Source organism: Bradyrhizobium sp. 2TAF36 (assembly GCF_052114925.1).
Classification (GTDB): Bacteria; Pseudomonadota; Alphaproteobacteria; order Rhizobiales; family Xanthobacteraceae; genus Bradyrhizobium; species Bradyrhizobium barranii.
Genome location: NZ_JBFRFR010000003.1, coordinates 64,294 through 82,852 on the forward strand (window position 1 = coordinate 64,294; position 18,559 = coordinate 82,852).

The following is an 18,559-nucleotide window of genomic DNA, read 5'->3' on the forward strand; positions in this document are numbered from 1 at the left end:
TCGTCGTCCCGTCATCGGACTGGTCATTTGACAGAAGCGGCAGCCCCTCCGCGCGGGCTAGCTGTGCGAGTGCGTCTACCCCCAAGCAAAAGTTGACCATGAAACTGTTCTCCTCACTCGCAATCCTCAGCCTCGGAGCAATCCTCATGACCCAAGCCGCCGATGCGGCCCCAGACGCCGGGACCGACCCCCGGATCGATCCCCAGGTTCGCGCCTTCCTGCGCGAGATCAACAAGGATCCGAGCCCGTTCTGGGAGCTGCCCCAGCCCAAGCCGCAGGACATCCTGACGGAGCTTCAGAACAAGACGCCAGTCGACATGTCGGGGGTGAACACGACCGAGCAGACCATCACCCAGGATGGTCAGTCCGTGAAAATCTACATCATGAAGCCCGAGCACGTGACCGGAAAGCCCGGCGTACTGCTGTTCATTCACGGCGGTGTCTGGATCGTCGGCAATTTCCAGAACCATCAGCGTCTGTTGCGCGACCTGGTGGTCGGCTCCGGCCAGATCGGTGTTTTCGTTGAGTACACGTCCCTGCCGAAGGCGCGCTTCCCCACGCAGCTCGACCAGTCCTATGCGGTGCTGAAATGGGTGGCGAGCCACGCCGAAGAGTTCGGCGCGGACGGTAGCCGGATCGCAGTGGCCGGCAATTCGGTTGGCGGCAACATGACCGCGGCATTGTCGCTGATGGCCAAAGACCGCAGCGGACCCAAGATCAGCTATCAGGTCATGATGATCCCGGCGACCGACGCCAGCGTCGACACCGCATCCTACCACGAATATGGCACGGGACGATTTCTCGCCCGCGCCTTCATGAAATACGGCTGGGATCTGTACGCGCCGGACGCAGCGACGCGCAACAACCCCTACGTCTCGCCGCTGCGCGCCAGCCTGCAGCAATTGAAGGGGCTTCCCCCGGCTCTTGTCATCACCGCAGAGAACGATCCGCTGCGCGACGAAGGCGAGGCTTACGCGCGCAAGCTCAAGGAGGCCGGAGTGTCCGTGATCGCGACCCGCTACAACGGGATGATCCACGACTTCGTCCTGCTGAACGGCATCCAGAGCGACCCCGAGCCCAAGGCCGCGATTCGGCAGATGTCGGCGGAGATCAAGGCACATCTCGCGCCTTGATCTAGCCTTTGAAGAGCAGGCGGCGACACCGTCGCCGCTTGCTACGTTTTGATTGATCCCGAACTTATGATTGCGACGTTCTCGCGCAATGCCCCGGTGACTGAATAAGTCCAGTCGGGTGGCGTCTGCAGCGACTTGCCAAGCCCAGTTTTGCGATTCTAGTCGGCTCACAGTCTCAAGGCCGACATCATGGCATCGGTTGGTACAGCCAGAATCGTCAATCTTGGTACTTTTTTATAGCCAGGCGCAACGCATCTACTCGCTACGACCGTGGATCGGAGCGAGCCCGATCCATCGGGCTTGGCGGGAGTTCCGATCGGTGCAGACAACTCAATCGCCGACACAGAGACAGGAGTTCCACACTGCCTGGCATTTTGTGGAAAGCCGGCGCGTGCGCGCTCCCTCACATTTCCACCGAAGAGACAATGACCAGGAGAAAATCTCATGAAGGCGATCGTTGTAACGGAGCAAGCCKCGGGAACGGCCGGTATGAAGCTGGTGCACCGGCCCGAGCCGCAGGCAGCGATAAACGATGTCGTCGTCCAGGTTCATGCGTCGAGATTCATCCCGACTGAGCTTGCGTGGCCCTCGAGCTGGGCCGATCGCCTTGATCGCGACCGAACGCCATCGATCCCTGGGCACGAGCTGGCCGGAGTGGTCTCTGCCCTTGGATATGGAACGACGGGGCTGTCGGTGGGACAACGGGTGTTCGGCCTCGCGGACTGGTATCGCGACGGCACGCTGGCCGAGTACGTGGCAATCGAGGCGCGCAACCTTGCGCCGCTGCCGGGCGACGTCGACTTTACCGTGGGCGCGAGCCTGCCGATCTCGGGCCTCACCGCGTGGCAAGGGCTGTTCCAGCACGGTCGCCTTCAGGCGGGGCAGAGCGTGCTGGCACACGGGGCGGCAGGCGCAGTCGGGTCCATGGTGACGCAACTCGCACGAGCGGCCGGAGCTTATGTCATCGGCTCCGGACGTGCCGCCGATCGTCAGACAGTGCTCGACCTCGGCGCGAAGGAGTTCGTCGACCTCGACAACGACGCACTGGAGGACATCGGCGAAGTCGATCTGGTGTTCGATGTCATCGGTGGTGAGATCCAGAAGCGGTCCACAGGACTCATTCGAGCCGGGGGAACACTGGTGTCCATCGTCGGGCCGGCGGAGGCGCAGCCTTCCAACGGGCTGGCGATCGACTTCGTCGTCGAGGCTGATCGTGCCCAACTGAGTGAGATCGTCCAGYGGGTGCGGGACGGACGACTGCGGACTAACATCGGCAACGTCTCGACCCTCGACGATGCCGTCGCCGCCTTAAATTCGACCGAGCGACGCAAGGGGAATACGGTTATCCGCGTTCGTCCCTGAGCGACGCACGTCCGTTGATGCGCGCAGCCGGCCGGCTCGTCCAGGTCGGCCGGCTGTTGAGAATGTCCCCGCGGTCACCAGCCGCCCTCTCGGAGCGGCGCGCAAACGTCCGCTTCGGAATGCCCCTCGCGTAGGGGGCATGAACCGTCGCGTCGAATGAGCGAATTCGTCGGAGCGAGGGACTCGCCCTCAAGGTGCAAGTGACCTCCGCGCATCCCTTGATTTTGCACGATTGCCGTGGTATTGGCGCCGCATGATCAAATCGTCGCGCCACTTCAACCGCAACCACATGACCCGCTTCGGCTGGGCCGTGGAAGGAGTCGCGCGCTAGGAATTCGACGACGACATCTTTTCCACCAGGCCCCGCCGGCATCGGACGGGGCCTTTTGTTTGGCCACGCTCCCTGCCGGCACAACAGCAGGAGCATCCGATGCCACCTCAACAGACGAACATCTCATCCGAGATTGAGCGCGATGCCGCGAGGCTTCGCCTCGACCTCTCCATCGTCTTGAGCCTGCTCAGGCGATATTGGTATGCGTTTCAGGAGCGGCGGCCGCGCCCGCAGGTCGCACTGCAGGACCTGAGTGACAGGGAGCTGATGGATATCGGCTTGACGCGTGCCGAGATCGACTACATCACGCCTGAACGCGCTATCGATACGCTGAGAGATCGCGCCACGGATCTATGGAGGCGGGGCGTGATATAGGTGATCGACCGTCGGAAGCGGAGATACGCTTTGCGAACAAGCGGCAGTCAGCACGACTACTTCTTAGGAGTGCACCGCGGGACGAGTTCGGCAACTATCGTGCCATCAACCGGACCGTTCCTCACAGGGAAATGACCGGGCTGCGGCGTTTTCGTCGCATCCCGCTCTGACAGGCGAGGCGCCGGGCGAGTCTCCGCGGCCTGTGCACGCCTAAAGCCGTTTGCCTTGCCACTTTTTCCACGGCAATATGCCCGCAAAACAACCATGAGGACGGGATAAGAAAATGGCGGCTCCCATCAAGTTCGGCGTTGGCCAAAGCGTGCTGCGCAAGGAGGATGACGCGCTCATCCGCGGCAAGGGGCGCTATACCGACGATTATGCGCCGCAGGCCGCGCTTCGCTGCCTGATGCTGCGCTCGCCGCACGCGCATGCCAAGTACACCATCGATGCGAGCCGGGCCCGTACGCTGCCGGGCGTTGCGCTGATCCTCACCGCCGATGACGTCAAAGACCTCGGCAATCTGCCCTGCCTGTTCAATCTTGAGACCGATCCCTTCACCGGCCCGCCTTACCCGATCCTCGCCAAGGACGAGGTGCGCCATGTCGGCGATTCCATCGCCTTCGTGGTCGCCGAGACCATCGACCAGGCGCGCGACGCGATCGAGGCGATCGAGGTCAAATGGAGCCCGCTGCCGGCGGTGACCGGCGTCGTCAACGCCGTCAAGAAGGGCGCGCCGCAGGTCTGGCCGGACAAGGCCGGCAACGTGCTGTTCGACGTCTCGATCGGCGACAAGGCCGCGACCGAGGCTGCCTTTGCCAAAGCGCATGCGGTGGCCGAGATCTCCATCGTCAATCCGCGCGTGGTCGCGAGCTTCATGGAGGCGCGCGCGGCCGTTTGCGAATACGACGCCAAGCGCGATCATCTGACGCTGACGGTCGGCAGCCAGGGCAGCCATCGCCTGCGCGACATCCTCTGCCAGAACGTGCTCAACATCCCCAGCGAAAAGATGCGGGTGATCTGCCCCGACGTCGGCGGCGGGTTCGGCACCAAGCTGTTTCCGTACCGAGAATACGCCTTGATGGCGGTTGCCGCGCGGCAGCTCAAGAAGGCGGTGAAATGGGCGGCCGACCGCACCGAGCATTTCATGGGCGACGCGCAGGGCCGCGACAATGTCACCACCGCTAAGATGGCGCTGGCCGAGGACGGCAAATTCCTCGCGATGGATTGCGACCTGATGGGCGACATGGGCGCGTATCTGTCGACCTTCGGCCCCTACATTCCGCATGGCGGCGCCGGCATGCTGCCGGGCCTCTATGACATCCAGGCCTTCCACTGCCGGGTGCGCACCATCTTCACCAACAGCGTGCCGGTCGATGCCTATCGCGGCGCGGGCCGTCCCGAGGCGGCCTATGTGATCGAGCGTCTGGTGGACGCGTGCGCGCGAAAACTCGACATGACGCCCGACGCCATCCGCCGCAAGAATTTCATTCAGCCGAAGGCGCTGCCGTACAAGACCGCAACGGGCAAGGTCTACGATTCCGGCGACTTCGCCGCGCATCTCAAGCGCGCGATGGAGATCGGCGAGTGGAAGGAGTTTCCCAAGCGCGCCAAGGCGGCCAAGAAGAATGGCCTGATCCGCGGCATTGGCCTTGCGAGCTATGTCGAGATCTGCGGCGTGATGGGCGAGGAGACCGCCAATGTGCGGCTCGATCCCAGCGGCGACGTCACCGTCCTGATCGGCACACAGTCGAGCGGGCAGGGCCACCAGACGGCTTATGCGCAGATCGTCGCCGAGCAGTTCGGCCTGCCGCCGGAGCGCGTGCACGTGCGCCAGGGCGACACCGACGAGATCGCCACGGGGCTCGGCACCGGTGGCTCGGCCTCGATCCCGTCAGGCGGCGTCAGCGTCGAGCGCGCCACGCGTGAGCTCGGGCAAAAGCTGAAGGAGATCGCGGCGCAGGCGCTGGAAGCCAGTGCCGGCGACCTCGAGCTCTCCGAAGGCGTGGTGCGGATTGCCGGCACCGACCGTTCGATGTCGTTCGCCGATCTCGCCAAGCGCGGGAGCGCCGATCCATCGAAGCTTAACGGCAGCGCGACCTTTGCCAGCGCCGACGGCACCTATCCGAACGGCACGCATCTGGCGGAAGTCGAGATCGATCCGGCCACCGGCATCATCAAGATCGTCAACTACGTGATCGTCGACGATTTCGGCAAGACGCTCAATCCGCTGCTTTTGGCGGGCCAGGTGCATGGCGGCGCCATGCAGGGCATCGGCCAGGCGCTGATGGAGCAGGTGGTCTACGGCGCCACTGATGGGCAGCTCATCACCGCGACCTTCATGGACTATGCGCTGCCGCGCGCGGCTGATGGTCCGGACTTCGTGTTCGAGACCAGCAACGTTCCCTGCACGACCAATCCGCTGGGCGTGAAGGGCGCGGGCGAGGCCGGAGCGATCGGCTCCTGTCCGGCCGTCGTCAACGCCATCGTCGACGGGCTCTGGCGCGAATACAAGATCGACCACATCGACATGCCGGCCACCCCGGAGCGGGTGTGGATCGCCATCAACGAGCACCACCGCCGCCACAGCCTTTAATCTCGAACTCGACCAAATAATCCAAAGTGCGACGATCTATCGCCGCGCGTTGGATGGAATGAACTCTGCCAAACGGTGTTGGCCCAATGTGGGGTCAGCACGATCCTGTCTCAGGGAAAGGGATTTTGCGAATGAAGCGAGTGTTGGTTGTTGGCGGCGCGCTGCTGCTCGGCATGGGCGCGGTTTGGGCCCAGCAGGACTCCGTCAAGGAGGTCCAGACCCTCATGAAGGGCAACGGCAAGAACGCCGGCGCGGTCGCGGCGATCGTCAAGGGCGAGAAGCCTTACGACCAGGCCACGGTAGACAGCGCGCTGGCGCAGTTCGCGGATACTGCCAAGAAGCTGCCGAACCTGTTCCCGGCGAGCGCAAAGGGCCAGAAGCCCGAGGGCGACTACAGCGCCTCGCCGAAGATCTGGGAGGACAAGGCCGGCTTCGACGCCAAGATCGCAAGCTTCGCCAAGGTCGTCGGCGAGGCCAAGGGCAAGATCAAGGACCTGGATTCGCTCAAGGCGACTTTTCCCGCGGTCGGCAAGGAATGCGGCGGCTGCCACGAGACCTTTCGTGTGAAGAACAGCTGACGCGGAGCCGGCAAAAAGTGAGGGCGGATGCGCACGGCATCCGCCCTTTTTGCGTTGTGTGCGGGCGCCTCGGTTGACTCGTACGCGTTTTAGGTCGGACGCGCATCTGGGCGGATCGAAGGCGAGTGCAATTGCTCAGCCGGCTCCCGAAGCTTTTCGAGCGGCAGGCTTGCGAGTCTCTTTTTTGAGTAACCACCCCAAAGCCTTGGCTGGGTTCAACCAGCGCACCTCATCGATCTTTTCGGCGAGCGTCAGCGCGTGAACGGTCAGTACCTCAATGTCCTGAGGATCGACGTCAGCCTTTTCCAGCACGTGTATGCACCGGTTGATCGCCGCCAGATCGAGCTGAAGTTGCTCGACATTGGAGTGGTGATGTTTGGCCCCCACGACTTTCCATGGTCTTCTTGCGCGCACTTTCTTCTCCCCATACGCGGGTCACGCCTTCGTGAGTGCTGTTTGTGGCGGCAACACGAAAATGGATGGACGGAATCGGGGATGTTTGCGGGCGGCCCGTCAAAGGTAGGGCCGCGGCGGGGGAGGCTCGGACCATTGCGTTGAGGTGCCTCGGTTGCCGAGGCATCGATTCGTCGAACCACACCAAAGGCAAAATTTGTTGGCGAGGCCTGGCTGATCGCTGTCGGGGCGCCACGTATGAGCTTATCTTCAACCGCAGCCGCTGCGACGTTGACGAGGGCTGTTGGATGCAGGCGTATCCGAGTCCTGCGCTTCGATCGCAGAGTTCCAATACGCGGCGAGAACTGAATCAAAACAGCGAGGCAGGCCATGGTCAAACCGTTCCCGTCGAAGACGCACATCGGCAACCATATGCTGCATCCTGAAACGCTGATGCTGACCTATGGCTATGATCCGCAATTGTCGGAAGGCGCCATCAAGCCGCCGGTGTTCCTGACCTCCACCTTCGTGTTCAAGACGGCCGACGACGGGCAGGACTTCTTCGATTTCGTCGCCGGCCGGCGCGAGCCGCCGGAAGGGATGGGCGCGGGGCTGGTCTATTCGCGCTTCAACCATCCCAACAGCGAAATCGTCGAGGACAGGCTCGCGATCTACGAGCGCACCGAGAGCTGTGCGCTGTTCTCATCCGGCATGGCGGCCATCGCAACCACGATCCTGGCATTCGTCCGTCCCGGTGACGTCATTCTGCATTCCCAGCCGCTCTACGGCGGGACGGAAACCCTGCTGACGAACACGCTTGCGCGTCTGTCGATCGGCGCCGTCAGCTTCGCCGATGGAGTTGATGAAGCGGCGGTCAGCCAGGCCGCGGAGGAGGCCATGCGCAAGGGCCGGGTCTCGATGATTCTGATCGAGACTCCGGCCAACCCGACCAACGGGCTGGTCGACGTCGCGATGATGCGCCGCGTCGCCGAAGCCATCGGAAAGACCCAGGGACACATTCCGATCATCGCCTGCGACAATACGCTGCTCGGTCCGGTGTTTCAGCGGCCGATCGAGCATGGTGCGGACATTTCCCTGTACTCGCTTACGAAATATGTCGGCGGTCATTCGGACCTGATCGCGGGTGCCGCGCTCGGCGCGAAGGCGATCGTGAAAGGCATCAAAGCGCTCCGGGGCGCGATCGGCACCCAGCTCGATCCGCATTCCTGCTGGATGATCAACCGCTCGCTCGAGACGCTGAGCCTGCGCATGGAAAAGGCCGACAGCAACGCGCGCCTCGTGGCGGATTATTTGCGCGATCACCCCAAGGTGGCCAAGGTCCACTATCTCGGCCATCTCGAACAGGCTTCGCCGGCCGGAATGGTGTTCGCGCGGCAATGCCTGGGGGCGGGCTCCACCTTCTCGTTCGACATCGTCGGCGGCAAGGACGCGGCGGTGAGATTTCTCAACGCGCTGCAAATCCTCAAGCTGGCAGTGAGTCTTGGTGGAACGGAGTCGCTTGCGAGCCTGCCTGCAACCATGACCCATTCCGGCGTTCCCGCCGACATCCGCATCAAAATCGGCGTGCTCGATTCCACGATCCGGCTGTCGATCGGAATCGAAAACCCGTCGGACCTGATCGCCGATCTCGCGCAGGCGCTGAACGCGGCTTGAGGGCGTAGCCCCGACATTGCCGAACCCAAGCAACGCAATGAGGTCGGCCATGCCGCCGCTCGCGCGAGCCAAGGTGCCAAGCCGTTGGTCAGGCTGGTATCTCCCGGCAGGTCGAATGGCTCCCGACTTACGCCCCGCGCGAATGGCTCACGATGTCTCGCGGGTCGATATCGCGGCTGGAGGCAACGTAGTCTATCTCGCCGCGCGTCGTGCCGATGTCCATCAACTCCCGGTCACTCAAGCCGGACAACGTGCCGCGCAATCTTTGGCGATCGCGACGTGCCTGAAAGACATCCCAGTACTTCCGGATCAGGCTGCGGACATGCCGGGACGATATGGACGCCCGTTCCGGCCACATTGTACCTTGGATCAGGGTCATTGCGGTGCCTTCGGAGGGTGTTTTTCACCCTGAGAAGGTGCCCGAAGACCGACGCGCGTGCTTGACCGGCAGCTTACATTTTTCCTACCGGCAGCTTATTCTTGCGACGTCCAGCGGGCCAAAAAAGCCCAACCCGGTCGACCCGGAGGGCTCACCCAAGGGATTCGCACCGTGCGCTATCTCTTTGAGGAGTATGCATTCGACGCCGGTCGGCGAGAGCTGCATCGCGGAGCGGATCGGATCTCAGTTACGCCACTGGTGTTCGATCTCCTCGATTACCTGATCCGCAACCGGGAGCGCGTCGTAGGCAAGGATGAACTCATCGATGCCATTTGGCAGGGGCGCTGTGCGTGTCCGATGCTGCGCTGACGACCCGCCTCAACAGTGCGCGATGCGCGATCGGGGATTCTGGCGAAGAGCAGCGGCTGATAAGAACACTGCCACGCAGAGGCTTCCGCTTCGTGGGTCAGGTCCGGGAAGCGCTTGCCGCCGAGGGCGCAGCGGCCGCCGACGGCGGAGCCGAGACGCCGAAACCTGCGCTCTCGCTCCCCGACAAACCCTCGATCGCGGTCCTTCCATTCGCCAACCTGTGCCCGGATCCGGAGCAGGACTATTTTGCCGACGGTATGGTCGAGGACATCATTTCGGGACTGTCGCGTTCGAAGTCTCTTTTCGTCATCGCGCGACATTCGACTCTGGCCTACAAGGGCAGGGCGATCGACGTCAAGCAGATCGGTCAGGAGCTGGGCGTTCGCTACGTGCTCGAAGGCAGTGTGCGCAAGGCCGGCAATCGAGTCCGAATCGCCGGTCAGTTGATCGACGCGGCGACCGGCCTGAATCTCTGGACGGACCGGTTTGACAGTGAGATCGAAGATCTTTTCGACCTGCAGGATCGGCTGACGAGCAGTGTCATCGGCGCAATCTCCCCGCGACTGGAGCGCGCCGAAATCGAGCGCGCCCAACGCAAGCCGACCGACAACCTTCAGGCTTATGACTATTATCTTCGGGCATTTGCCTCGTTCTTCAAATTTACCGAGGAAGCAAGCATCGAGGCTATCGAGCTCGCAAGAACTGCCCGCGAGATCGATCCCGAATTCGCGCGTGCATACGCGCTCGGCGCCCGTTGCTATGTCCTGAGGAATGTTTTCGACTGGATCACTGATGAAGCCCATGAACACAGTGAAGCCGCGCGGCTGGCGAGGCGGGCGGTCGAGCTTGACCCGAACGATCCGTCGGTGCTTGCGATGGCCGGACACGCGCTCTCCCAGGTGGCAGGCGAGGTCGAGGAAGGCGATGCTCTTCTCGTGCGCGCGATCAAGCTGGACCCAAACCTCGTCATCGCACGACATTGGAACGGTTGGAGCCAACTCTGGCTTGGTCGCGGTGACGCCGCAATCGAGCAATTCAACACCGCATTGCGTTTGAACCCGCTTCATCCGCATGGGGGCGCCAATGCCCAGACGGGCTTGGCTTACGCTCATTTTCTTGCTGACCGTCATGATGACGCCTTGGCTTGCGCGGCAGCCGCCATCAGGCTGATACCGATCTTTCCGCCTGCGCAATTCATTCTGGCGGCATGCCATGCGGCGTCAGACCGGATTGGGGAAGCCCGGCGGATTTGCGACCGTGCGATGCAACTATGTCCCAATAAGCGTATCGATGCGTACACACGGCGATACCGCCGACGGGAAGATGTCGAAAAGCTGACGCAAGCGCTCCGGGTTGCCGGCATGCCGGAATGAGCGTGCGCGGCCACCTCGCGGCGTGCGGAATCGAAAAGGCCGGACGCTCCCTCCGGCGCCCGGCCTTCGCGTACGAAGCAGCCTTGAGGTTACTTCGTCACCTGGCCGCGGATCTCGCCGCCCGGATTGGCCGCGGTGTGGATGTTGACGTAGAGCTTGCCGGCGAGCAGATCGGCGGCCTGCGCATCGGTCAGCGTTGCCGAGCCCTCGACCGGGCTGGAGGTCGCGTTCGGGATCGCGACCGCGACGCCAGCGTTCTTGCCGGCCTCGGCCGGCCCGTGGAAGTGGGCGGCTGTTGCCGGGCCGGACAGACCGGAATAGGTGACCTTCCAGGACAGCTTCTTGCTGGCGGCATCATAGTCCAGATCGGCGGTTCCGGTGCCGCTGGTGGTGGTCGCGGGCACCTCGGACTTGCCGTCGAGCGTTGCTTTCAACTTTTCGGCGCCGGCGGGGGCTGCAAAAGCTGCGGCGCCCAGCGCGACCATGGCGATGACGGTCTTGTTCATAACATTCTCCCTGAGACCTCGTTGGCCTGCCAACCTTCCAACATTGGCCGTTTCAGTTTATTCCCGTTTCCGGCCGGGGCGGGCTAAATTCTTCGTGGCTGGAGCCGCGTGGACATCGGTCATAAGTTCGCGGCAAGCAATGAATGGATCTGCATGTTGCAACGAACAATTGTCGTGGCGCTGCTTGCCGCGGTCGCTGCTGCGGGCGTCTATTGGTGGCTCAGCGCGCCGGTGGTGGCGGCCGGTGCCGCTGCCACGCCTGCCCATGTCCCCAATCTCGCCAATGGCGAGGTGATGTTCAACGCCGGCGGATGCGCGTCCTGCCATGCCGTCCCCGACCAGCCCGATCGCACCAGGCTCGGCGGCGGCGTCGCGATCAAGTCGCCGTTCGGAACGTTCTATGCGCCGAACATCTCCTCCGATCCGACCTACGGCATCGGCAAATGGACCGACGCCGATTTCGTCAACGCGGTCATGCACGGGGTCTCGCCGGACGGACAGCATTATTTCCCGGCGTTTCCCTACACGTCCTATCAGCACGCCAGGCGCGAGGACGTGCTCGACCTCTTCGCCTATCTGAAAACGCTGTCGCCCGTCGCAGGCAAGGTGCGTGACCACGACGTGCGCTTTCCGTTCGACATCCGGCGCAACATCGGCATCTGGAAATTCCTGTTTATGGACGGAAAGCCCTTCGTCGCCGACGGCACGAAGTCGCCGCAATGGAATCGCGGCGCCTATCTCGTCAACAGTTTCGGCCATTGCGCCGAATGCCACAGCCCGCGCAATGCGCTCGGCGGCATCATTTCCGGAGAACGCTTTGCCGGCGGCCCCAATCCGGAAGGCGAGGGGTGGGTGCCCAACATCACACAGAAGCGTCTCGGCGAGTGGAGCGCGAAGGATATTGCCTATTTCCTCAAGACCGGCGAATTGCCCGACGGCGACAGCGTCGGCGGCGCGATGACGCGCGTGATCAAGAACACCTCGCAATTGCCGGACGAGGATCTCGCGGCGATGGCGGAGTACATCAAATCGCTGCCGCCGGTCGACGGGCCTCCGCGGCCGAAACGCAAGGAAGGCAGCTAGTCTAGGGTATGTAGCGGAAGTATGCGGCTTTTTGGGGAGGCTCAGGGAAGCCCCGGATTTCAACTAGCCGTGGTGGAGGCTTGCCTTCCATAAGTAGTATCGCAAGATCGTTAAGCACATTTCGTGTTGTGGCGAACGTGTTATGATTTAGTCCGAACAGTTCATCTCCAATTAGACTGACATCAATCGTCCAAAGTCCGGGCAAAACAACTGGCCCGGCATCAGGTACATCTCCTGCGCGCGGGATACCTCCGGCAATACGCTTCGATAGCTGCAAGGCCTTGTCGTTCTTGGATGCGTAAAGTGTAAGCCCCTTAGTGACCTTTGCAACGCCGGAAATGTCTTGAACAAACATGTCTCGGTCCACATCGGGGGCGACCATAATCAACTGCGCGATAGCCGTGGGTGATCGTGTCGCTGCGCTATTTGATAGGGCCTCAACTGCGATCAAGTTCCCCATACTGTGAGCTATCACATCGATGTTGTCATATCCGGCTTTGTAAAGATCGTCGATCACGCGAAGAAAGGCCGTGCGCGAAGCCAACGCGCTTTCTTTGTCATAGAGATAGTCCGCGATATCCCCGCGAGACGGCCATGAGAATAAGACTGTGGTGCCTCTGAACTGAAGATCCCAAGTTATCTGCGCTGCCCGGAAGACGGCGTCGCGGAATTTGGTATTGAAGCCATGGACAAACACGAGAGCCTTCTTCTTTTTCGTTGACGCTAGCGTTCTTATCCATTTCGCTTCGTCTGTTTTCTCGATGCTGCGAATAGTAAAATGCTTCGTTGGGTCAAGTGTGTCTCTTCTCAATTCAAATCCGAAGAGCTTAAGGCTCGGGGGCAATTCTATGTTTCCGATGTGGTGTCCTTCAGGCACCCGGACGCGAACGATCCCGACACTCAGATCAGGGTTGCGCTCGCCTGTGTAGCCGCTGACAGCAGTCCAGCCGTTTAAGCTGTAGACAGGAGGTCCATCGCTTGTGAATGCGGGCTGGGGATGGCCTTCGACATCGGGGGGAGCGTCCGACTGTTTGCGGTTCGTTGCATAGAAAAACTCAACGATACGTGTGTCGATTCTGGAGTCTTGAATTGCGCCGCCTTGGGTATCCGGGTCTATTTTTGTGCCGCCGGGTTTAATCGTTGGCCTGATCGGGGCTGCTATCACATCAAAAGGCGCGCGCCATGGCTCATCATCTGCCAGCGTGACGGGCCTAAACCTCTCGATAGAAATCCATTGAACTGAGTTGGAATCAGTGAGGAACTTCCAGTAACTCTCATACTGTGTATTCTGAATCAAAAAAGTCACGCTATTTGGCTCGCGCTCGCGCTCCGATGCCGATAGGCAGCCTCGTAGCCGGTCCGAAAAGCGAGCGTATCTCCCAACGAAATTTTTGGCAGCTTCCGGCTGAACAATTGCCGGCATTCGCTCTGGGGCCTTCCGCGAAAACGCTTCGCAAATTTGAAGGACGTCTCGCTCGGCGACGATCGGTTGCGCGTAGCTGCTCCCGAAGCTCGTTGCGAAAGCAATTGACCAAACAGCCAAGTATTTTAACCAATGCTGGGGCACGGCACACCCCTCAAAATGAAAATGCAAGAGACCGAGCAGGCGTTCGTCGCGGAGTTTCTCTTCGTCCAGTGGGGGCTCCCGAGCGGCCCCGCTCGGTAGTATGCAGTCGTTGTCGGACTTCGGCTGTTGAGAGTTGGGAAGGTCGGGCCTCATTGCCGCGCTCCAGCAAAGGTGTTGCAGCTCTTCACCAATCCAGTTGTGTAACCGACATCGAACCAATGATGGCGCTGCGCGGCGCTGCCATGAGTGAACGAGTCAGGCACTACGTACCCCAAGGCACTCTTCTGCAGGGTGTCATTGCCCAGTGCTTCTGTCGTTCGAATTGCCGCTGCTATGTCGCTCGCGTTGATCTTCGCTTTCTCTTTAATTTTACGCGCCCAAATGCCGGCGAGACAATCGGCCTGCAACTCGAGAAGAACTTGTAACCGGTTTCTCTCCGCCTCCGTTTCCATGCTCTCTTGGAGCTGGCGCACTTTTGGCATAATTCCCAGCAAGTTCTGAACGTGATGTCCGATTTCGTGGGCTATCACATAGGCCTGAGGAAGTTGACAGTCGGCGCCGCTCGAATCGCAGGCATGAAGTTCAGTCTGCATCTCTTGGAAGAACGATAGGTCGAGGTAGACCTTCTGATCATCAGGACAATAGAATGGTCCCATGATTTTCTCGGCTAATCCGCAGGCTGCGTAGGTGGCGCTTGTGTACAGAACGAGACGGGGTGGCCGATAAGTTAGGCGATCGGATGCGAAGATTGCCTGCCAGACCTCCTCCGTGCTGCCCAGAACTCGCGAAACGAAGAGATACATCTTGTCGCGCGGTGCACCGGTCTGGTCGCCCGACTTCGCTGGAAGCTCAGCATAAAGCCACTCGGCTTGCGCGTCATCGCTACTCGTTGTTGCCGTGAATCCTTCACCGAATAGGCGAGCCCGCATGAAGCTGCCAACCTCGATCTCTTCAGTTTGAGCCACGCCATGACGTTGGAGCGGCTGGACGGTTATTGGCTCGTGATAGCCGACCGTCATTTCCGTCGGAGGAGTAAATACAACTGAACCCGGACCAATCTTGTCGACTTGGTTACGGAGGATGGCAGCGGGGTCTATCGGTGCTGGGCGAACTGCCCAGGCTAAGCCGCCTGTGCAAAGCGCCCAGACAGCAACAGCTATCGAAACAAGCGGTCCTTTGGGCATTGCCGGCCCCCGGCGCTCACGATCCGTGCGAAAAGAGCATTCCAGGGTTGTATGTTCAATGAAATGTTTCACACTTTGCGCGCGGCATAAGTGCACGCGGTCGGGCGCCGAATTGTTCCTCCGCGGACCTAAGCGCGTGGGCTACGATGCAAAGGCCCCAACCGCTTGGAGACTATCCGTTTTTTGACCGGACATTGGCGCGATGTCGACGCGGCCGTCATCGATGAAGCGCGTTGAGCCTTGCCAGCGCAAGAGGGTGTCAGCGCTGGATGATGTGCGCGATGGTTAAAATCCGAAGAACTCACTTTGAGCACAATTGGTCCGCTGCGCTGTCTCGGAAGCGGACTTTCCATCCGGCCCTCTGTGAGTGCAAACCCTAGCTTGCGCCAAACGCCTTGAAGGTGATGATGGTGAGGGTGTCCTGGATGCCCGGCAGCACCTGCACCTTCTCGTTGATGAAGTGGCCGATGTCGGTGTCCTTGTCGACGTAGAACTTCACCAGCAAATCGTAATGGCCGGCCGTGGAGTAGATCTCGGAGGCGATCTCGGCTTCGGCAAGCGCGTTGGCGACCGTGTAGGACTGGCCGAGCTTGCATTTGATCTGGACGAAAAAAGGAACCATTGCAGTCACTCCGAAGCATATCTGGCGGCTAATAGGCCAAAACCGGCCGGATTTAGCAAGCGAACTTGCGGGCGACCGGGGTGCGCGCTAGGACGGGGCGATGGCCTCAAAAACGCGGAAAATCGCCCCATGACGACGCCTGTGGCGCTCACCATCGCCGGCTCCGATTCGAGCGGCGGCGCCGGCATCCAGGCCGACCTGAAGACCTTTACCGCGTTCGGCGTCTATGGCGCCTCCGCCATCACGGCGCTGACGGCGCAGAACACAAAAGGCGTCACCGGCATCCACGCGGTGCCCGCCGACTTCGTCACCGCGCAGATCGATGCCGTGTTTTCCGATCTCGAGGTCGGCGCGGTGAAGATCGGCATGGTGGCGCAGGCCGCCAGCATCGATGCGATCGCAGCGGCGCTGTCGCGCTGGATGCCGGGGCATATCGTGCTCGATCCCGTGATGGTCGCAACCTCGGGCGATCGCCTGCTCGCCGCGGAGGCGGTGGAAGCACTGCGCAAGAAACTGATGCCGCTGGCGTCGGTGATCACGCCGAACCTGCCTGAGGCTGCGGCTCTGCTCGACGAGCCCGTCGCTGCAAGCGAGGCCGAGATCGAGAGCCAGGGGCGCCGGCTGCTGGCGCTGGGCTGCCGCGCGGTCCTGATCAAGGGCGGGCACGGCGAGGGCGCCGAAAGCATCGACTATCTCGTCGATGCCGAGAGCACGATCGCGCTTGCGGCGCCGCGGGTCGCCACCCGCAACACCCACGGTACGGGGTGCTCGCTGTCCTCGGCCGTCGCGTCCGGGCTTGCCAGGGGTGAGGATCTGGAGCGCGCCGTGCGGAACGCCAAGGCCTGGATCAGCGCAGCGATCGCGGCCGCCGACCGCTTCAGCGTCGGCCACGGCCACGGGCCGATCCATCATTTCCACAAATTTTACTGATCCGGGCCGCGAGCGCACCGCCCGCGGCGCGCGCGACCGCTGCCGTTAACCTGTTCGGCCATCGGTTCCGGGGTCTTGCGGAGGCGGCTACGGCGTCATGTCGCCTGATTGTCGCATGCGACTGATATTCGCGGGGAGGGCGAGGCAAGGTCTGATTCGTATCTGAGGGTGCCTCAAGGGTTCAATCTGTCATCCCCCTGTCACGGGACATTGGTTACAGGCTGGCGCATGGGAAGTTACGATGTGAGTGACGAGAGCCCTGAAAGGCGCTTTCGCACGTTGTTCATCTCCGACGTTCATCTCGGAGCCCGCGGTTCTCAAGCCGACCTGTTGCTCGACTTCCTGCGCTACCACGATGCCGACACGATCTATCTCGTCGGAGACATCGTCGACGGCTGGGCGCTGAAATCGAGCTGGCACTGGCCGCAGTCGCATAACGACCTGGTCCAGAAGCTGCTGCGCAAGGCGCGCAAGGGCGCCAAGGTCATCTACATTCCCGGCAATCACGACGAATTCCTGCGCAACTATTACGGCACGCATTTCGGCGGCATCGACGTCGTCGAGAACACCGTCCACACCGGCGTGGACGGCAAGCGCTACCTCGTCATCCACGGCGACATCTTCGATCTCGTGGTGCAGAACGCGCGCTGGCTCGCCCATCTCGGCGACAAGGCCTACGACTTCGCGATCCAGATGAATCGCTTCGTCAACTTCTTCCGGCGCATGTTCAAGGTGCCCTATTGGTCGCTGTCGCAATGGGCCAAGCAGAAGGTCAAGAACGCCGTCAACTATATCGGCGCGTTCGAGCAGGCGCTCGCCGCCGAAGCGCGGCGTCACGACGCCGACGGCGTGATCTGCGGCCACATCCACTATGCCGTGATCCGCGACGAGGCCGGCATCCGCTACATGAACTGCGGCGACTGGGTTGAGAGCTGCACGGCGCTGGTCGAGCATGACGACGGTCATTTCGAGATCATCACCTGGGCGGATCAGGCGCGGAAGCCGGCACCGGTCCCGCAGGTCGCAGCAAGGGCCGCTTGATGCGCATCCTGGTCGCGACCGACGCCTGGCACCCGCAAGTCAACGGTGTGGTTCGGACGCTGACCAAGCTCGCAGACGCAGCCAAGGGGTTCGGCGTCGAGTTCACGTTCCTGACGCCGCAATCGTTCCGCACCTTCGCAATGCCGAGCTACCGCGACGTGCGGCTCGCCATGCCGCGGCCGGCGCGAATCGCGAAGCTGATCGAGGAGGCGCGCCCCGACAGCATCCACATCGCGACGGAGGGGCCGATCGGCCTGATGGTCCGCCGCTACTGCCGCCAGCGCAAGCTGCCGTTCACGTCCAGCTTCCACACCCGCTTTCCCGAATATGTCCGCGCCCGCGTGCCGGTTCCGGAATCCCTGATCTGGCGGGCGCTGCGCCGATTTCACGCGCCCAGCCGCGCCGTGATGGCGGCGACGCCTGCGCTCGCCCGCGAGCTTGGTGAACGTGACTTCGACAACGTCGTGCTGTGGCCGCGCGGCGTCGACACCAGCCTGTTCCACCCCCGTGGGATCGACCTCTGCCTGCCGGCGCCGGTGTTTCTCTCGGTCGGCCGRATCGCGGTGGAGAAGAATCTCGAGGCGTTTCTCGATCTCGATCTGCCCGGCACCAAGGTGATCGTCGGCGACGGCCCGGCGCGGGTCGCGCTGGAAGAAGCCTATCCGGATGCGATCTTCCTGGGCGAGAAGCACGGCGAGGCGCCGCCGGCAATCTATGCTGCGGCCGACGTGTTCGTGTTCCCCAGCAAGACCGACACGTTCGGCCTGGTCCTGCTGGAAGCGCTCGCCAGCGGCCTGCCGGTCGCGGCCTTCCCGGTGAAGGGCCCTCGCGACGTGATCGGCGATGCACCGGTCGGCGCCCTCGATCATGATCTGCGCAACGCCTGCTTCGCGGCGCTCGACGTGTCCCGGCAGGACTGCGTCGAATTCGCCGCCAATTACACCTGGGAGGCCTCGGCGAGGGCGTTTGTGGACAGCATCAAGGCGGTTGGCGCGGTGCTTCCTGGCAGGAATGGGGCGGAGCCGGTTAGTTTCGTAGCCTGAAAACCAAGGTTCATCGCGCGCAG

General features: G+C 62.0%; 18 protein-coding genes. 12 read left to right on the forward strand and 6 right to left on the reverse strand.

The window, feature by feature from the left end; all coding sequences use genetic code 11:
* Positions 1-146: 146 nt before the first annotated feature.
* From AB4Z51_RS02255 to AB4Z51_RS02275, 5 genes are all read left to right on the forward strand, one after another.
* Positions 147-1,133 carry an alpha/beta hydrolase gene (locus tag AB4Z51_RS02255; protein WP_259256765.1) on the forward strand — a complete coding sequence of 329 codons (987 nt, stop codon included), beginning with the start codon at positions 147-149 and terminating at the stop codon, positions 1,131-1,133.
* 444 nt (positions 1,134-1,577) lie between these two features.
* Entirely contained in the window at positions 1,578-2,495 is a 918-nt protein-coding gene (locus AB4Z51_RS02260; RefSeq protein WP_441496959.1) for an NADP-dependent oxidoreductase, read from the forward strand.
* A 430-nt stretch (positions 2,496-2,925) separates the two neighbouring features.
* Positions 2,926-3,201 carry a DUF1127 domain-containing protein gene (locus AB4Z51_RS02265; RefSeq protein ID WP_441496960.1) on the forward strand — a complete coding sequence of 92 codons (276 nt, stop codon included), beginning with the start codon at positions 2,926-2,928 and terminating at the stop codon, positions 3,199-3,201.
* A gap of 283 nt (positions 3,202-3,484) precedes the next feature.
* Positions 3,485-5,794 (forward strand): xanthine dehydrogenase family protein molybdopterin-binding subunit, encoded by a 2,310-nt coding sequence (locus AB4Z51_RS02270; protein ID WP_441496961.1) that lies wholly within the window; start codon positions 3,485-3,487, stop codon positions 5,792-5,794.
* Between the two features lie 131 nt (positions 5,795-5,925).
* The gene (locus AB4Z51_RS02275) at positions 5,926-6,372 is read left to right on the forward strand and encodes a c-type cytochrome (RefSeq protein WP_028153044.1); all 447 of its coding nucleotides are present in this window, start codon (positions 5,926-5,928) and stop codon (positions 6,370-6,372) included.
* A 135-nt stretch (positions 6,373-6,507) separates the two neighbouring features.
* On the opposite strand, the gene AB4Z51_RS02280 is transcribed toward AB4Z51_RS02275, so the two are convergent.
* Positions 6,508-6,786 (reverse strand): hypothetical protein, encoded by a 279-nt coding sequence (locus AB4Z51_RS02280; RefSeq protein WP_441496962.1) that lies wholly within the window; start codon positions 6,784-6,786, stop codon positions 6,508-6,510.
* Positions 6,787-7,155: 369 nt separating this feature from the next.
* Between AB4Z51_RS02280 and AB4Z51_RS02285 the strand changes: the two genes are divergently transcribed.
* Positions 7,156-8,439 carry a cystathionine gamma-synthase family protein gene (locus AB4Z51_RS02285; protein WP_441496963.1) on the forward strand — a complete coding sequence of 428 codons (1,284 nt, stop codon included), beginning with the start codon at positions 7,156-7,158 and terminating at the stop codon, positions 8,437-8,439.
* 127 nt (positions 8,440-8,566) lie between these two features.
* Here the strand turns inward: AB4Z51_RS02285 and AB4Z51_RS02290 are convergent, their stop codons facing one another.
* The gene (locus AB4Z51_RS02290; RefSeq protein WP_085405857.1) at positions 8,567-8,818 is read right to left on the reverse strand and encodes a DUF1127 domain-containing protein; all 252 of its coding nucleotides are present in this window, start codon (positions 8,816-8,818) and stop codon (positions 8,567-8,569) included.
* A 171-nt stretch (positions 8,819-8,989) separates the two neighbouring features.
* Here AB4Z51_RS02290 and AB4Z51_RS02295 point away from each other — a divergent pair, with 171 nt between their 5' ends.
* Positions 8,990-9,187 carry a winged helix-turn-helix domain-containing protein gene (locus AB4Z51_RS02295; protein WP_441496964.1) on the forward strand — a complete coding sequence of 66 codons (198 nt, stop codon included), beginning with the start codon at positions 8,990-8,992 and terminating at the stop codon, positions 9,185-9,187.
* On the forward strand, positions 9,169-10,560 hold the full coding sequence (locus AB4Z51_RS02300; protein ID WP_441496965.1) for a winged helix-turn-helix domain-containing tetratricopeptide repeat protein: 1,392 nt from the start codon (positions 9,169-9,171) through the stop codon (positions 10,558-10,560). The genes AB4Z51_RS02295 and AB4Z51_RS02300 overlap by 19 nt, the downstream gene beginning before the upstream one ends.
* 89 nt (positions 10,561-10,649) lie before the next feature.
* On the opposite strand, the gene AB4Z51_RS02305 is transcribed toward AB4Z51_RS02300, so the two are convergent.
* Entirely contained in the window at positions 10,650-11,066 is a 417-nt protein-coding gene (locus tag AB4Z51_RS02305) for a CHRD domain-containing protein (protein ID WP_014493929.1), read from the reverse strand.
* Positions 11,067-11,219: 153 nt separating this feature from the next.
* Here AB4Z51_RS02305 and AB4Z51_RS02310 point away from each other — a divergent pair, with 153 nt between their 5' ends.
* The gene (locus AB4Z51_RS02310) at positions 11,220-12,149 is read left to right on the forward strand and encodes a c-type cytochrome (protein ID WP_441496966.1); all 930 of its coding nucleotides are present in this window, start codon (positions 11,220-11,222) and stop codon (positions 12,147-12,149) included.
* A gap of 1 nt (position 12,150) precedes the next feature.
* On the opposite strand, the gene AB4Z51_RS02315 is transcribed toward AB4Z51_RS02310, so the two are convergent.
* The 3 genes from AB4Z51_RS02315 to AB4Z51_RS02325 all read right to left on the reverse strand — a co-directional run bounded on the left by AB4Z51_RS02315 (position 12,151) and on the right by AB4Z51_RS02325 (position 15,522).
* Positions 12,151-13,869: an alpha/beta hydrolase gene (locus AB4Z51_RS02315; protein ID WP_441496967.1), complete on the reverse strand. Its 1,719-nt coding sequence runs from the start codon at positions 13,867-13,869 to the stop codon at positions 12,151-12,153.
* Positions 13,866-14,900, reverse strand: a complete 1,035-nt coding sequence (gene ypfJ, locus AB4Z51_RS02320; protein WP_441496968.1) for a KPN_02809 family neutral zinc metallopeptidase — start codon at positions 14,898-14,900, stop codon at positions 13,866-13,868. Before ypfJ ends, AB4Z51_RS02315 begins: the two co-directional genes overlap by 4 nt.
* 376 nt (positions 14,901-15,276) lie before the next feature.
* On the reverse strand, positions 15,277-15,522 hold the full coding sequence (locus tag AB4Z51_RS02325; RefSeq protein ID WP_014493934.1) for an Lrp/AsnC ligand binding domain-containing protein: 246 nt from the start codon (positions 15,520-15,522) through the stop codon (positions 15,277-15,279).
* A gap of 129 nt (positions 15,523-15,651) precedes the next feature.
* Here AB4Z51_RS02325 and thiD point away from each other — a divergent pair, with 129 nt between their 5' ends.
* The 3 genes from thiD (at position 15,652) to AB4Z51_RS02340 (ending at position 18,536) form a co-directional block, all read left to right on the forward strand.
* The gene (gene thiD, locus AB4Z51_RS02330) at positions 15,652-16,452 is read left to right on the forward strand and encodes a bifunctional hydroxymethylpyrimidine kinase/phosphomethylpyrimidine kinase (RefSeq protein ID WP_441496969.1); all 801 of its coding nucleotides are present in this window, start codon (positions 15,652-15,654) and stop codon (positions 16,450-16,452) included.
* A 228-nt stretch (positions 16,453-16,680) separates the two neighbouring features.
* Positions 16,681-17,493 (forward strand): UDP-2,3-diacylglucosamine diphosphatase, encoded by an 813-nt coding sequence (locus AB4Z51_RS02335; protein ID WP_135214541.1) that lies wholly within the window; start codon positions 16,681-16,683, stop codon positions 17,491-17,493.
* Positions 17,493-18,536 carry a glycosyltransferase family 4 protein gene (locus AB4Z51_RS02340; protein WP_441496970.1) on the forward strand — a complete coding sequence of 348 codons (1,044 nt, stop codon included), beginning with the start codon at positions 17,493-17,495 and terminating at the stop codon, positions 18,534-18,536. The genes AB4Z51_RS02335 and AB4Z51_RS02340 overlap by 1 nt, the downstream gene beginning before the upstream one ends.
* The last annotated feature ends 23 nt before the right edge of the window (positions 18,537-18,559 follow it).

What these genes read in the sequence shown, in the direction of transcription:
- AB4Z51_RS02270 (WP_441496961.1), top strand. Translation starts at nt 3,485, where the DNA reads ATGGCGGCTCCCATCAAGTTCGGCGTTGGCCAAAGCGTGCTGCGCAAG.
- thiD (WP_441496969.1), top strand. Translation starts at nt 15,652, where the DNA reads ATGACGACGCCTGTGGCGCTCACCATCGCCGGCTCCGATTCGAGCGGC.
- AB4Z51_RS02325 (WP_014493934.1), bottom strand. Translation starts at nt 15,522, where the DNA reads ATGGTTCCTTTTTTCGTCCAGATCAAATGCAAGCTCGGCCAGTCCTAC.
- AB4Z51_RS02265 (WP_441496960.1), top strand. Translation starts at nt 2,926, where the DNA reads ATGCCACCTCAACAGACGAACATCTCATCCGAGATTGAGCGCGATGCC.
- AB4Z51_RS02315 (WP_441496967.1), bottom strand. Translation starts at nt 13,869, where the DNA reads ATGAGGCCCGACCTTCCCAACTCTCAACAGCCGAAGTCCGACAACGAC.
- AB4Z51_RS02290 (WP_085405857.1), bottom strand. Translation starts at nt 8,818, where the DNA reads ATGACCCTGATCCAAGGTACAATGTGGCCGGAACGGGCGTCCATATCG.
- AB4Z51_RS02305 (WP_014493929.1), bottom strand. Translation starts at nt 11,066, where the DNA reads ATGAACAAGACCGTCATCGCCATGGTCGCGCTGGGCGCCGCAGCTTTT.
- AB4Z51_RS02285 (WP_441496963.1), top strand. Translation starts at nt 7,156, where the DNA reads ATGGTCAAACCGTTCCCGTCGAAGACGCACATCGGCAACCATATGCTG.
- AB4Z51_RS02335 (WP_135214541.1), top strand. Translation starts at nt 16,681, where the DNA reads ATGGGAAGTTACGATGTGAGTGACGAGAGCCCTGAAAGGCGCTTTCGC.
- AB4Z51_RS02255 (WP_259256765.1), top strand. Translation starts at nt 147, where the DNA reads ATGACCCAAGCCGCCGATGCGGCCCCAGACGCCGGGACCGACCCCCGG.
- AB4Z51_RS02310 (WP_441496966.1), top strand. Translation starts at nt 11,220, where the DNA reads ATGTTGCAACGAACAATTGTCGTGGCGCTGCTTGCCGCGGTCGCTGCT.
- ypfJ (WP_441496968.1), bottom strand. Translation starts at nt 14,900, where the DNA reads ATGCCCAAAGGACCGCTTGTTTCGATAGCTGTTGCTGTCTGGGCGCTT.
- AB4Z51_RS02275 (WP_028153044.1), top strand. Translation starts at nt 5,926, where the DNA reads ATGAAGCGAGTGTTGGTTGTTGGCGGCGCGCTGCTGCTCGGCATGGGC.